Source organism: Sphingomonas oryzagri (genome assembly GCF_029906645.1).
Lineage (GTDB): Bacteria > Pseudomonadota > Alphaproteobacteria > Sphingomonadales > Sphingomonadaceae > Solisphingomonas > Solisphingomonas oryzagri.
The window spans coordinates 1,863,180-1,876,324 of record NZ_JARYGZ010000001.1 but is presented as its reverse complement, the minus strand read 5'-3'; the positions used below and the strand labels follow the sequence as shown (position 1 = coordinate 1,876,324).

The 13,145-nt window shown below is 66.9% G+C and carries 15 protein-coding genes, 1 tRNA gene and 1 pseudogene; 5 read left to right on the top strand and 12 right to left on the bottom strand.

Features of this window, described 5'->3' with window-relative positions; translation table 11 throughout:
- Positions 1 to 261 precede the first annotated feature (261 nt).
- From QGN17_RS09115 to QGN17_RS09065, 11 genes are all read right to left on the bottom strand, one after another.
- Positions 262 to 1,044 (bottom strand): sulfotransferase family 2 domain-containing protein, encoded by a 783-nt coding sequence (locus QGN17_RS09115; RefSeq protein ID WP_281044161.1) that lies wholly within the window; start codon positions 1,042 to 1,044, stop codon positions 262 to 264.
- A gap of 186 nt (positions 1,045 to 1,230) precedes the next feature.
- On the bottom strand, positions 1,231 to 1,608 hold the full coding sequence (rplL, locus tag QGN17_RS09110; protein ID WP_281044160.1) for a 50S ribosomal protein L7/L12: 378 nt from the start codon (positions 1,606 to 1,608) through the stop codon (positions 1,231 to 1,233).
- Between the two features lie 78 nt (positions 1,609 to 1,686).
- On the bottom strand, positions 1,687 to 2,202 hold the full coding sequence (gene rplJ, locus QGN17_RS09105) for a 50S ribosomal protein L10 (RefSeq protein ID WP_281044159.1): 516 nt from the start codon (positions 2,200 to 2,202) through the stop codon (positions 1,687 to 1,689).
- 320 nt (positions 2,203 to 2,522) lie between these two features.
- Positions 2,523 to 2,723: a hypothetical protein gene (locus QGN17_RS09100; protein WP_281044158.1), complete on the bottom strand. Its 201-nt coding sequence runs from the start codon at positions 2,721 to 2,723 to the stop codon at positions 2,523 to 2,525.
- A 278-nt stretch (positions 2,724 to 3,001) separates the two neighbouring features.
- Entirely contained in the window at positions 3,002 to 3,697 is a 696-nt protein-coding gene (gene rplA, locus QGN17_RS09095; protein ID WP_281044157.1) for a 50S ribosomal protein L1, read from the bottom strand.
- 4 nt (positions 3,698 to 3,701) lie between these two features.
- Positions 3,702 to 4,133 (bottom strand): 50S ribosomal protein L11, encoded by a 432-nt coding sequence (gene rplK / locus QGN17_RS09090; RefSeq protein ID WP_281044156.1) that lies wholly within the window; start codon positions 4,131 to 4,133, stop codon positions 3,702 to 3,704.
- A gap of 83 nt (positions 4,134 to 4,216) precedes the next feature.
- Complete coding sequence (gene nusG / locus QGN17_RS09085) at positions 4,217 to 4,756, bottom strand: transcription termination/antitermination protein NusG (protein WP_281044155.1); 540 nt, start codon at positions 4,754 to 4,756, stop codon at positions 4,217 to 4,219.
- A gap of 9 nt (positions 4,757 to 4,765) precedes the next feature.
- Entirely contained in the window at positions 4,766 to 4,990 is a 225-nt protein-coding gene (gene secE, locus QGN17_RS09080) for a preprotein translocase subunit SecE (RefSeq protein WP_281044154.1), read from the bottom strand.
- 116 nt (positions 4,991 to 5,106) lie between these two features.
- Positions 5,107 to 5,182, bottom strand: a tRNA-Trp gene (locus QGN17_RS09075).
- A 55-nt stretch (positions 5,183 to 5,237) separates the two neighbouring features.
- The gene (locus QGN17_RS09070; RefSeq protein WP_281044153.1) at positions 5,238 to 7,586 is read right to left on the bottom strand and encodes a putative bifunctional diguanylate cyclase/phosphodiesterase; all 2,349 of its coding nucleotides are present in this window, start codon (positions 7,584 to 7,586) and stop codon (positions 5,238 to 5,240) included.
- A gap of 118 nt (positions 7,587 to 7,704) precedes the next feature.
- On the bottom strand, positions 7,705 to 9,384 hold the full coding sequence (locus tag QGN17_RS09065) for a fatty acyl-AMP ligase (protein ID WP_390902650.1): 1,680 nt from the start codon (positions 9,382 to 9,384) through the stop codon (positions 7,705 to 7,707).
- A gap of 222 nt (positions 9,385 to 9,606) precedes the next feature.
- On the opposite strand from QGN17_RS09065, the gene QGN17_RS09060 reads away from it, so the two are divergent.
- The 5 genes and pseudogenes from QGN17_RS09060 to QGN17_RS09040 form a co-directional block, all read left to right on the top strand.
- Positions 9,607 to 10,140 (top strand): regulatory protein RecX, encoded by a 534-nt coding sequence (locus QGN17_RS09060; protein ID WP_281044151.1) that lies wholly within the window; start codon positions 9,607 to 9,609, stop codon positions 10,138 to 10,140.
- A gap of 85 nt (positions 10,141 to 10,225) precedes the next feature.
- A complete protein-coding gene (locus QGN17_RS09055; RefSeq protein WP_281044150.1) occupies positions 10,226 to 10,882 on the top strand; it encodes a cold-shock protein in 657 nt (218 codons plus the stop codon).
- 87 nt (positions 10,883 to 10,969) lie between these two features.
- Positions 10,970 to 11,362 carry an NADH:ubiquinone oxidoreductase subunit NDUFA12 gene (locus QGN17_RS09050; RefSeq protein ID WP_281044149.1) on the top strand — a complete coding sequence of 131 codons (393 nt, stop codon included), beginning with the start codon at positions 10,970 to 10,972 and terminating at the stop codon, positions 11,360 to 11,362.
- Positions 11,363 to 11,365: 3 nt separating this feature from the next.
- On the top strand, positions 11,366 to 11,875 hold the full coding sequence (mlaD, locus tag QGN17_RS09045) for an outer membrane lipid asymmetry maintenance protein MlaD (protein ID WP_281044148.1): 510 nt from the start codon (positions 11,366 to 11,368) through the stop codon (positions 11,873 to 11,875).
- Between the two features lie 215 nt (positions 11,876 to 12,090).
- Positions 12,091 to 12,324: pseudogene (locus QGN17_RS09040) on the top strand (DUF2155 domain-containing protein); the annotation flags it as partial.
- A gap of 35 nt (positions 12,325 to 12,359) precedes the next feature.
- On the opposite strand, the gene aat reads toward QGN17_RS09040, so the two are convergent.
- Positions 12,360 to 13,136 carry a leucyl/phenylalanyl-tRNA--protein transferase gene (gene aat / locus QGN17_RS09035; protein ID WP_281044147.1) on the bottom strand — a complete coding sequence of 259 codons (777 nt, stop codon included), beginning with the start codon at positions 13,134 to 13,136 and terminating at the stop codon, positions 12,360 to 12,362.
- Positions 13,137 to 13,145: the final 9 nt, after the last annotated feature.

Sequence of the window (13,145 nt, the reverse complement as noted above, 5' to 3'; positions counted from 1 at the left end):
CCTGCAGCCGGTGCGCGACTCGGGGAGAGCCACGCAAAAAAGTGCGGTCCCGGGCTGTCGGGGCCGCACTGCTGCACTCTTGATCCCGCCTTAGTCTTCCATTCGTCGCGGCCCGTTGCGCAAGGCGGGCCGTGTCCCGAAGGCTCTGGCGGACGGCCGAACACGCGCATGGTACAAGCGAGCGAACGGCCAGTGATGTCGGATGGAAGCGCTATATAATGCGCGGGGCGCAGAAGAAAAGGGGTTTCTCTGCCCCGATGGTCAGGCAGCCGCCAGCGATGGCGGTGACAGGACGCCCGGCGGGTGCCCGGCGGCTTCCGGGGTGACGCCGGCGCAAAGCTGCTCCCAAAGCGCGAAGTCGCCGGCATAGAGCGTCTGCAGCCGCCGCATCTGCGCGCCGGTCAGCGCGATCGGCTCGCCCTCGCTCCGGTTGATGACGGGAATGGCGCGATCGGGAAATCCCGGCACCATCATCGTCAATCGCGCGATATCGTTGATCCGCACGAGGCGATCGACCGCAATGCGCCCGGCGCGATCGGACACATACCAGCGCTGGGGGCGGAAGATGTGGTCGACCGCATAGGGGCTGCGGGCACCCGCGACGTGATCCAGCGCATCGTCGATCGACCGGAAGGCGCGGTAGAGCGTGTTGAAAGGTTCCGACACATGGTTGCCCGCGCGGGCGCTCCCCCCGGCGCGGGCGAAGCGATAGGCGGACAGGAAACGATCCGCCGGATGGCGCAGGATCGCGAAACTCGGCAACCCGGCCAGCCGTCCGCCTTGCACCCGGTGGAGCCAGCGGATCGAGGCGTGCTTCACCCACAGGCCGTACAGCGCCTCGCTCACCGACATGCCGGCCGCCTTGGGGATATGGACGAAAACCAGCCCGGCCTGCTCGATCCGCTCGATCCGGCGAAGGCGTTTGGCCCCAAGGGGAAGGGGGATGCCCATGTCGCAGCCCCGCTCGTGGACATCGCTGAGCAGGCGCACACGCGCGGCGAGGCAGGCGAGGCTTTCCAGCCTCGACGATTGATTCGGACCCATGGGTGGACCATGGCCCCCTGCCATGTCTCGGGTTTCTCCCGCGCATTGCCGGTGGCATCGGCAATTGCGTCGGCCGTGCAGCATTGCTGCCGACCAGCAACATATCATGCAAAAGGGGCGACCCGTTGCCGGGCCGCCCCTCCTGTTTGGCTCTGAAGGCCGGTGCGTCCGTGAGGACGCGCCGGATTACTTCAGCTCGACGGTCGCGCCGGCTTCCTCGAGCTGCTTCTTGATCTTCTCGGCCTCGTCCTTGTTCACGCCTTCCTTGACGGCCTTCGGCGCGCCCTCGACCAGGGCCTTCGCCTCGGTCAGGCCCAGGCCGGTGATCGCGCGGACTTCCTTGATGACGTTGATCTTCTTGCCACCGTCGCCGGTGAGAACGACGTCGAACTCGGTCTTCTCTTCGGCGGCCGGGGCACCGGCGCCACCGCCGGCCGGGGCGGCAACCGCCACCGCAGCGGCGGCCGAAACGCCCCACTTCTCTTCGAGCAGCTTCGAGAGCTCGGCGGCCTCGAGAACGGTCAGGGCGGACAGGTCGTCAACGAGCTTCTGCAGGTCAGCCATTGTAGGTCTCCATGTGCGGGGCGCTTCGGCCCCAATGTGTCTTCGAAATAAGGTTCAGAACGTCTCGGGCCTGAAGGATCAGGCCGCGTCCTTCGCCGCATAGGCGCCGAACACGCGCGCGAGCTGCGCGGCGGGGGCCTGCGTGACCGAGGCGAGCTTCTGCGCGGGAGCCTGGATAAGGCCCACGAGCTTGGCACGCAGCTCGTCGAGCGACGGCAGTTCGGCCAGAGCCTTCACGCCGTTCACGTCGAGGACGGTGTTCCCCATCGCGCCGCCGACAATTTCGATCTTGTCGGTGGTCTTCGCGAATTCGACGACGGCCTTGGCGGCCGCCACCGGATCCTTGGACGACGAAAGCGCGGTCGGCCCCTTCAGCAGATCGCTGAGCGAGGTGTAGGACGTGCCTTCGGCGGCGATGCGGGCGAGGCGGTTCTTGGCAACCTTGTAGCTGGCGCCAGCATCACGCATCTTCACCCGGAGCGCAGTCGCCTGCGTGACCGAGAGGCCGAGGTTGCGGGTGACAACCACCACGCCGCTCTCGGTGAAAGTGCGGTTCAGCTCGGCAACAGCCGCGGACTTCTGATCGCGATCCATGCCAATCTCCACTTCGTACGTATCCGGCGGCCCAACGCGGGCAACCGGGGTTCGACCACGAAGCCTTGCGGCCTCATGGCAAACGTCCGTGGGAAATCGTCGACTGGTCGCGCTGGTGCGGGTTCGAAGACCCTTCGCGCGGCAGACCCGGAAACCCGCCATCACACGGCTTGTCCGGTAAAACTCTTCCCCGCCTATGCAGCACGATTAAGGGCAAACCCCAGCTGCAGTCTCGGACGGCATCGGGAGGTCTCGCGACATCCCGAAGGGCGCGCTCTTAGCGGGCGCGCCCCGAAAGTCAATCGATCAATGTCGGGCGCTTACTTCGGGCACTTCATCAGCTGGCCCTTCTTGGGGCCGGAAGCGACGTGGCAGCGACCCTTGGCGTCCTTGTTGAAGGCGGGCGCGGCGGCGGCCGGGGGGCATTTGGTGAACTTGCCCTTGGCGTCCTTGCAGGGCGCGGCGACGAGGCTGGTCGCCATCAGGGCGGTGACGGACAGGGCAGCGAGAGTGCGGATCATCATGTGTCTCCCCCACGAAAAGTCGCGGTGGACCGATCCGACTGTGTTTCAGGAAAAAGGTCAATGCAGGGGCAGGGTGCCTGTCCGGAAATTAATGTTCCGCTGTTCCCACGCCGCTCGTCCCGAGCGAAGTCGAGGGGCGTGACGCAGGCACGGCGCTTGAAGCCCGTACCTCGACTTCGCTCGGCACGAACGGATTTTTCCGGATCTGAGATTGGGCGCAAACAAAAAGGGCCGGGATCGCTCCCGGCCCTTCCTGTTTCAGCTGATCGGAAAGATCAGGCCGCGACCTCGGCGGTGTCGACCTTGATGCCGGCGCCCATGGTGGACGAGACGGCGATCTTCTTCACATACTTGCCCTTGGCGCCCGACGGCTTGGCCTTGACCAGCGCGTCCAGCAGCGCGTCGAAATTCTCGCGCAGGTCGGCTTCGGAGAAGCTCGCCTTGCCGAGACCGGCGTGGATGATGCCCGCCTTCTCGACGCGATATTCGATCTGGCCGCCCTTGGCCGCTTCCACGGCCTTGGCGACGTCCATCGTCACGGTGCCGAGCTTCGGGTTCGGCATCAGGCCCTTGGGGCCCAGCACCTTACCGAGACGGCCGACGAGGCCCATCATGTCCGGGGTCGCGATGCAGCGCTCGAACTCGATGGTGCCGCCCTGGACGATCTCCAGCAGGTCCTCCGCACCGACGACGTCGGCGCCGGCGGCCTTGGCTTCCTCGGCCTTGGCGCCACGGGCGAACACGCCGACGCGCACGGTCTTGCCGGTGCCCTTCGGCAGGGTCACGACGCCGCGGACCATCTGGTCGGCGTGGCGCGGATCGACGCCCAGGTTCACCGCGACCTCGATGGTCTCGTCGAACTTGGAGGTGGCGTTCGCCTTGGCGAGCGCGATGGCTTCGGTGACGCCGTACAGCTTGTCACGGTCGATGGCGGTGGCGAGGGTCTTCGCCTTCTTGGTCAGCTTGGCCATGGGATCAGCCCTCCACCACTTCGAGGCCCATCGCGCGGGCGGAGCCTTCGATCGTCTTCGTCGCGGCCTCGATCGAGGCGGCGTTCAGGTCCTTCATCTTGACCTGGGCGATTTCCTCAAGCTGCGAGCGCTTGATCTTGCCGGCCGACGCCTTGCCCGGCGTCTTCGAGCCGGACTTCAGGTTGATCGCCTTCTTGATCAGGAAGGTCGCCGGCGGCGTCTTCGTGATGAAGGAGAAGGAACGATCCGCATAGACGGTGATGATCGTCGGGATGGGCATACCCTTCTCGAGATCGCCCGTCGCGGCGTTGAACGCCTTGCAGAATTCCATGATGTTGACGCCGCGCTGACCGAGCGCCGGGCCGATCGGCGGCGACGGGTTGGCGGCGCCGGCGGCGACCTGCAGTTTGATGTAACCGGTAATCTTCTTCGCCATTGAAACCTCCTATGGCTTAGCGGTGCTGACGGCCCCGAAGAGCCTCCCGCGGACTTTCCCGGCTTGGCGCCGGAAACCTTGAATTACTTGACGCGCTCGACCTGCTCGAATTCCAGCTCCACCGGGGTGGCGCGGCCGAAGATCGACACGGCGACCTTCACGCGGCTGCGGTCGTAGTCGAGTTCTTCGACCAGGCCGTTGAACGAGGCGAACGGGCCTTCGAGCACCTTGACGTTGTCGCCGATGTCGAAGTCCACCTTGATCTTCTGCTTGGGCGCGGCCGAGACGGCCTCGTCCTTGCTGGAGAGCATACGCGCCGCCTCGGCGTCGCTGATCGGCTGCGGACGGCCACCGACACCCAGGAAGCCCGTGACCTTCGGTGTGTTGCGCACGAGATGGTAGAGGTCGTCGTTCATCGAGCCGCGCAGCAGGACATAGCCCGGCATCAGCTTGTGATCGTTGGTGACCTTCTTGCCGCGACGGACCTCGGTGACCTGCTCGGTCGGCACCTCGACGGATTCGACGAGCTGCTCGAGGCCCATGCGGGCGGCATCGGCGAGGATCTGATCCTTAACCTTGTTCTCGAAGCCCGAATAGGCGTGGATGATGTACCAGCGCGACATGTAAATTCCTTAGCCGACGAGCTTGAGCAGTTCCTGCGCGAGGAAGTTGAAGACGTTGTCCACGCCCAGGAAGAACAGGGCGAGGATCGTCGTCATGACGAGCACCATCACGGCGGTCATGGTCGTTTCCCGGCGGGTCGGCCACGAAACCTTGCCGGTTTCGGTCCGCACCTGCTGGATGAATTCGGGGATGTTGCGGAAGAATCCACCACCCGTCTCGCCCGTCCTCGCCAACTCGACACCTTCCATCAACAACACAAGAGGCCGCAGGCGCCCTTCCGCTGGGGCGGCGCCCTGGCCTCGCTCAAATCCGCTTCCGACCCTTCAATTCCAGCTCGCCTGCAAGGCGATGGCAGGAGTGGAGGGACTCGAACCCCCGGCATTCGGTTTTGGAGACCGACGCTCTACCAGCTGAGCTACACTCCTACGGGTCGGGAGCGGAAGCGGCTCATAGCGGGAGAGGGAAGGGCACGCAAGCGCCTCAATGGACGCGGACGAGGCGATCCTCGCTGCGGTCGCGCAGATGCGCGATCTCGGCCGCTTCGGCGGGGCCGACCGGCTGCCCGACGAGCCAGCCCTGCACCTGCTTGCAACCCAGGCTGCGCATCTTGTCGAACTCGTTGCGGGTCTCCGCGCCCTCTGCGATCGTCGCCATGCCGAGCGATTCCGCCATGGCGACGATCGCCCTGACGATCGCGACGCTCTCCGCTCCGTTGCTTGCGGCGCCGCGCACGAAGCTGCGATCGATCTTGATGCTGGAGAAGCGGGCCTTGCGCAGATAGGCGAGGCTGGACTTGCCGGTGCCGAAATCGTCAAGCGTGATGCGCACGCCGAGCGCCAGGATCTTGTCGACCACCTCGGTGAGGCTGCCGTCGCGAACGAACACCTCCTCGGCCACCTCCAGCTCCAGCCGGTCGGCGGCGAGGCCCGAATGGGAGAGGGCGGCGATGATCGTGGCGGGCAGCTGCGGATCCTTGAGCTGGGCGGCCGCCATGTTGATCGAGACGCGCACATGATCCGGCCAGGTCGCCGCGTCGCGACAGGCGGAATGCATCACCCAGTCGCCGATCCGGCCGATCAGGCGCGCTTCCTCCGCGACGGGAATGAAGATGTCCGGCGATACGTTGCCAAGCTCGGGGTGCGTCCAGCGCAGGAACGCCTCGAATCCGGTCAGCCGGCCCTTCACCGCATCGACGATTGGCTGGTAGACGAGGCTGAGTTCGCGGCGCTCCAACGCATCGCGCAGCGCGATCTCGATCTTGCGCTTGTTTTCGGCCTGGGCGTGGAGCGATGGCTCGTAGCGGCGATGGACGCCCCGCCCGTCATCCTTGGCGCGATAGAGGGCAAGGTCGGCGTTGCGCAGCAGCGTCTCGACGATGCGACCATCGAGCGGAGCGGTGGCCGAGCCAACCGAGCCACCGATGTGCAGTTCGTTGCCCTCGATCTCGAACGGGGCGGAGAGGACGTGGACGATGCGTTCCGCGAGCACATCGACGCGGTCGCGGTCGGTCACGTCGGGCACGACCACGGCGAACTCGTCGCCGCCGAGCCGACCGCAGACGTCGCCGGGGGCGAGCAGGGCGGAAATGCGGTTGGCGACCTCGATCAGCAGCTTGTCGCCGATCGGGTGACCGAGCGTGTCGTTGACCTGCTTGAAGCGATCGAGGTCGATGAGCATCAGCGTCGAACGGTGGCCGACATGATGGCCCTCGCGCAGCGCCTCGCCCAGCCGGTCGATGATGTGGGCGCGGTTGGCGAGGCCGGTGAGTGCGTCGAATCGCGCCATACGATCGATCTTCTCGGCCGATCGGTGACGCTCGGTGGCGTCGGTGCCGACGCCCCAGAAGCCGACCAACGTGCCCCGCTCGTCGCGGCGGGGGGCGGCGGAGAGCGACCACCAGCGGCGTTCGCCGCCGATCATCACCGGCACGACCAGATCGCGGAAGCTCTCGCGCAGGCGCAGCTTGTCGGCGAGCATACGGATGCCCGGCGCGACGTCGCCATGATCCCAGCCCTCGCCGGCGAGAACGGCGAGCAGCGGCTTGCCTTCCAGCTGCCGGGCCTTGACGTTGAACAGGCGGGCGAGACGCGGGGAGACGTCGACCAGGCACTTGGCGGCGTCGGTGCGCCACAGCCAGTCGGCGCTGGTGTCCTCGAACTCGCGCAGCAGCAGCGAGACGACCTCTTCCTTGCCGGCCAGCGCCTGTTCGGCGGTGATGCGGTGGATGAGCTGACGCGCATTGGCGACGAAGGTCGCGGCGACGGCGGTGGTGAACAGGCCGGTCATTCCGGCGAGCATGACCCGGCCGTCCATCGCGACATCGGCCGCGGCGGCGGTGCCGATGATGACGATGAAGAACAGGCCGCCGATCGGAGCCGGGGTCATCAACACGGTCGCGACCGCGGCCAGAGCGCCGCCGATCGACAGCAGCGAAAGCGAATAGGGGGTGCCCGCCGGGCCGGTGAACAACGCCATGGCGACGGCCCAGCAGAAACCGAGAAACAGGCCTCCCAGCACGTCCGGATCGCGCCACGGCGACTGCGGCGGCGGCGCGCGCCATACGCCGAGCAGGATGAGCGCCTCCACTCCGACGATCGCCGCGCCCCATGGCATGAGCGCGTCCCAGGCGAGCATCCGGTAGCGGAGCGCGACGACGGCGAGCATCATCGCGAGATTGGCGCCCAACCACAGCAGCCGGCGACCTTTCATCGCCTCGGCGCGCATTTCGGCAATCGCGGGATAGGCATCGCCCCGGCCTCGTGCGAGGCCGAGCGTGTAGGACCAGGACGGGGTCACCCGGTCTGTGGAGGAAGGGGACAGGCTCGACACGCCGAACGGCTTAATGCCGATACCTTACCGGGGGGTAAGCGCCGCCTCGCAATGGCTGTGGGTAAGTCCGGACTGGAGCGATTTGATCCTCCCCGCGCCGCGCGCGGGGAGGATCGCGTCAGGCCGCGATATCGTAGGGCTGGATTTCGCCCGAAAGGTACAGCGTGCGCGCCTTGGCGCGGCTCAGCTTGCCGGACGAGGTGCGCGGCAGGGTGCGCGGCGGCACCAGCTCGACCACGCAGTTCATGCCGGTGATCGAACGCACCTTCTCACGGATCAGGTCGCGCAGACGGGCGCGCTCGGCCTGATCCGACGTGCGGCACTGGACGAGCACGGCTGGGGTCTCCTCGCCGCCGGGTGTGGTGATCGCGAAGGCGGCGATGTCGCCGGCCTTGAAGCCGGGCAGCTGCTCGACCGCCCATTCGATGTCCTGCGGCCAGTGGTTGCGGCCGTTGACGATGATCATGTCCTTGGCGCGGCCGACGATGTAGATGTAGCCGTCCGACATGTAGCCCATGTCGCCGGTGTCCAGCCAACCGTCCTTCATGCAGGCCTCGGTGGCCTCGTCGTCGCGGAAATAGCCGACCATGACGGAGCCGCCCGCGCACCAGACCTTGCCGATCGCCTTTTCGGGGAGCGGCGTACCGTCTTCCTCACGAATCTCGATCTTCATGCCGCGCACCGGCTTGCCGCAATTGACGATCGCGCGATAACGCTGCGGCCGGTGAGCGTGAACGTCGCCGCCCGAAAGCTGCGTCTCTTCAACGAGTTCGACGACGATCCCTTCACCGGGTGGCATGAGCGAAACGGCGAGCGTCGCTTCGGCCAGGCCGTAGCTCGGCGTGAAAGCGTGCGCGTCGAAGCCGGCGGGCGCGAAGGCATCGACGAAGGCCTGCATCACGTCCGGGCGGATCATGTCGGCGCCGTTGCCGGCCAGCCGCCAGCGGGAAAGATCGAAACGCCCCGCGACATCGGACTGCGACCCGATGCGGCGCGCGCAGATGTCGTAGCCGAAGGTGGGCGAGTAGCTGAGCGTCTTGCCGGGGTTGCGCGTGATGAGGTCCAGCCAGGCGAGCGGGCGGCGCGCGAAATCCTCGGTCTTCAGATAATCGGTCGAAACCTGGTTGGCGATCGGCGAGAGCATGCAGCCGACCAGGCCCATGTCGTGATACCAGGGCAGCCAGGATACGCAGCGGTCACCATCGGCGATGTGCATCCCGTGGCCGTGCGCCGCGAGATTCTCGAGCAGCTGGCGATGGGTGATGACGACGCCGTGCGGGAAGCGGGTCGATCCGCTCGAATATTGCAGATAGGCGATGTCGTCGCTGTTCGCCTGCGGCAACGGGCCGGCGGGCGCGTCGCGGGTCACGAATTCCTCGTAGACCAGACCTTCGACCTTGCCGGCCTCGGCGGCGGCGGCGGCCATCGAAGCGAGTTCGGCCGGGTAGAAGAGCATCTTCGGGTCCGAGCTGGCGAGCTGCACCGCCAGCTGATCGATATAGGATTCGCGTCCACCGAAGCTGGTCGGCAGCGGCAGTGGCACGGGCCACGCGCCGGCATAGACTGCGCCGAAGAACATCGCGGCGAAGTCCGGCCCGGTTTCGGCGACCAGCGCGATGCGATCGCCGGGGCGGACGCCGGCGGCGATCAGCCGATGCGCGTTGGCGAGCGCGTCCTCGCGCAGCTCCGCATAGGGATAGGGGCGGACCAGCGTCCCGCGCGCGTCGTGGAAATTGAAGCCTCGTGCGCTCTGCGCGACATAGTCCAGCGCCTCGCCCATGGTGGCGAAGTCGGCCATGCGGCGCGGCAATGCGTCGTCGGTCGGTGTGGGGACCAAAGACTGACCCTTGCTCGCCTTGTCGTACGCAGTGCTGGCAGTGCTCTCAACCTGATGCACCGACGGCATCTCCCTAACTACAAACCGCGCCTGATAGCGGCACCGGCGCAATGAATCCATCCTTTGTCATCTGATGGTCATCGGCGTTCTAAATCCGGCCCGACTGTGGCACAAACATGGCGCGTGACCTTCCGCCGCCGAAACGACGCCCGCCCGCCCCTCGATGCCGCCGCGCTGGAACGGCTCGCGCTGGCGTATGTCGGCCGCTACGCGACCAGCCGGGAGCGGTTGCGCGACTATCTGAGGCGCAAGGTCGCCGAGCGCGGATGGGACGGGGAGGGCGCTTCGCCGATCGATGCGATCGTCGTGCGTTTTTCGGAGCTTGGCTATGTCGACGATCGCGCCATGGCGGACGCGCGCGGCCGTTCGCTCGCGGCGCGGGGATATGGCGCGCGACGCCTCGCGCAGGCGCTCGGCGCGCTCGGCATCTCCGAGGCGGACGGGGAGGATGCACGGCGGCAGGCCGGGGAGGATGCGTGGGCGACGGCGCTGCGTTTCGCCGAGCGTCGCCGGTTCGGTCCCTATGCGCGAGAACAGGCCGACGAACGGGCACGTCGGCGCGCGTTCGGTGCGATGATCCGTGCTGGTCACGCGCCGGAACATGTTCGTCGCATATTGAATGCCGCTCCCGGCGATGTGCCGGATGGGGACTCATGACGCTAGGTTTGAAGGAATCGTTAAGATTCGAGATCGATTCGGGTAATAATTGTGTTAACGTGGCGCGACGGGGGGAACGTTTGTCATGCAAGAAGGTGCTTTCGCGTACGACGATGACGGAGGCAAGGCTGGCCATGCAAGGCCGGCGCTGCATGACGACAGGCTTTCGGGCCACGCCGCACCGCATCGATTGTCCTCGCAGGATGGATCATCCGGTGCGGATGCTGCCGAGGTCGAGGTGTCGGGCGCGATCAAGTGGTTCGATGCCACCCGCGGATTCGGTTTCCTCGTCGGCGATCATGGCGAAGGCGACGTCCTCATCCACTTCTCGGTTTTGCGCCCGTTCGGCCGCCGCAGCCTGCCCGAAGGCGCGCGTGCCATCTGCATCGCATCCGCGCGCGAACGCGGGCTGCAGGCGCGCTCGATTGTCAGCTTCGATCTCACGACCGCCACCGGGCCGGATCTGGAGACCGCGGCGCGTCGTGCGGCGAGCCACGTCGATCCGATCCCGCTGCTCGATTCGGCCGGCCCGGCCGAACCGGTACGGGTGAAGTGGTTCAACCGCCTTAAGGGCTATGGTTTCCTGATGCGCGAGAACGATCCGGCGGACATCTTCATCCACATGGAGACGGTGCGCCGCGCCGGGCTTGCCGATCTCGTGCCCGAACAGCGGCTGGTCGCGCGGATCGCGGCGGGCGCGAAAGGGCCGCTCGCGGTGCTGCTGGTGATGCCGGAGGAGTGACCCGGCATTTCGCGCGGCGGGGGACATGCCCCCGTTCGTGCAGGTCCCCGCTTGCCGCCGTCGGGGCGGCAGGCTAAGCGCTCGTCCATGGGTATCCTGACCAGCATCTTCACCTGGTGGAATGGCGCCACCATCGGCACTCGCCTCTTTTCCGCGCGCAACGGTTCGCGGATGGGGACGGACGAGTATGGCAACGTCTATTTCGAGGGCGGCACGGACGTTCACGGCAATCCGCGCCGCTGGGTGATCTACGCCGGCTCCAACGATGCGAGCCGCGTGTCCCCCGAATGGCATGGCTGGCTGCACGGCACCCAGGCCGAGACGCCGGACAAGGCGCTGCCGCCGGCGCGTGCGTGGCAGGCTCCGGCCAAGCCGAACATGACCGGCACGCGTGAGGCCTACAAGCCCGCAGGTGCGCTGGAAGCGGGCGGCAAGCGCGCCGCCGCGACCGGCGACTACGAGGCGTGGAGCCCGAACTGACCGATGCGTAGTCTGGTCAAGGAGCATGGCGCCGAGGCGCTGATCGGCCTGCTCGTCGTGCTGATCGCGATCTGGTTCGGCTGGTTCGCGTTCGAGCGTACCGGCGGCGGGCGCGTGCCCAACGCGATCCGGGTGAACGCGCTGTTCCCGAACGCCAGCGGGATCAACCCCGGCACCGACGTGCGGGTGGCCGGCATCAAGGTCGGTCAGGTCGCCGACGTGAAGCTCGATCCCAAGACCTTCCAGGCGGAAGTCGCGCTGGCGATCGACCCGAACAGCAAGCTGCCCAACGACAGCAGCGCCGCGATCACCTCCGAGGGCATTCTTGGAGGTGTATATATGAACCTGATCCCCGGCGGCTCCTCGACCCCGTTCAAGAATGGCGATGAGATCCTCGACACGCAGGGATCGGTCGATCTGATGAGCATGGTCGGCCAGTTCATCAACAAGTCGGGCAGTGACAGCGCCAAGCCTGCGGCACCCGCCGCGGCCGCTGGTCCCGCCACCCCGTGAACCGCAAGCGCGCAGGCGTGGCGGCGATCCTGCTGATCGGCGGGGTGGCCGCCTGGCAGGGCGTCGAGGCGATCCAGGCCAATGACGAGCAGCCCTCGCTGCCGCTCGCCAACGGAGCCGGGCCGGACGACAGCAGCTCTGACGACAGTGCGCCGTCCAAGCCCGCCGCGAAGCCGGCCGCGCCCGCCGACGAGCCGAGCAAGGTCGAGACGCCGATGGCGGAACGTGTCGCGGTGCTGGGCCTGCTCAACAAGCGCAACGGCGAAGAGCACGATCTGACGCTGAAGCCGGGGCAGGCGACCCGTGTCGGCGATGTCGTGGTGCGCCTGCGCGCCTGCGAGACGAGCGCCCCGTGGGAGGCCGAGCCGCTGACCGGCGCCTTCGTGCAGGTGGATGTGCAGGGCCGCGATACGCGCTGGCGGCGGATATTCTCAGGCTGGCTCTACAAGGAATCGCCGTCGCTCAACGTCGTCGAGCATCCGATCTACGACGTGTGGCCCAAAAGTTGCGCGATGACGCATCCGGATATCGGGCCGGATACGGTCATGGCTTCCTCGGTGGCGGGTGGGAATGCCCGTTCGGCCGCGAAGAAGTCCGCCGACGCCGATGACGATGCGGGCGCCCCTCCGGCCGCCGCCGCAACTCCCGCACCCAGCGCCGCATCCAACAGCGCGCGGTAATCCGTCCGTCCGATCTCGATCGCGCCCAGCGAGGCGAGGTGATCGGTGATGAACTGGCAGTCGAGCAGCTTGTAGCCGCCGAAGCGCAGCCGCGCGACGAGGTGGGCAAGGGCGATCTTGGAGGTGTCGGCCATCCGGCTGAACATGCTTTCGCCGAAATAGGCGCCGCCCAGCGACACGCCGTAGAGGCCGCCGACCAGATCGCCGCCAATGTCTCCGCTGCGCCACACCTCGATCGAATGGGCGTGGCCGTTGCGGTGGAGGATCGTGTAGGCCTGCTCGATCTGCCCGTTGATCCAGGTTTCCGGGCGATCGGCGGTGGCCTCGGCACAGGATTGCATCACGCGGGCGAAGGCGCGGTCGGCCGTCACCGCGAAGCGATCCGAGCGCAGCGTCTTCCTGAGCGAGTGCGAGAGGTGGAAGCCATCGAGCGGTAGCACGCCGCGCTTCTTCGGCTCGACCCAGAAGATGTCGGTGGCGTCCCGGCTGTCGGCCATCGGGAAGACCCCGACCGAATAGGCGCGCAGCAGGAGATCGGGATCGATCGGCTCGGCGGCCGTTCTTCGACCCCGGCCTAGCATGAGGGGTTC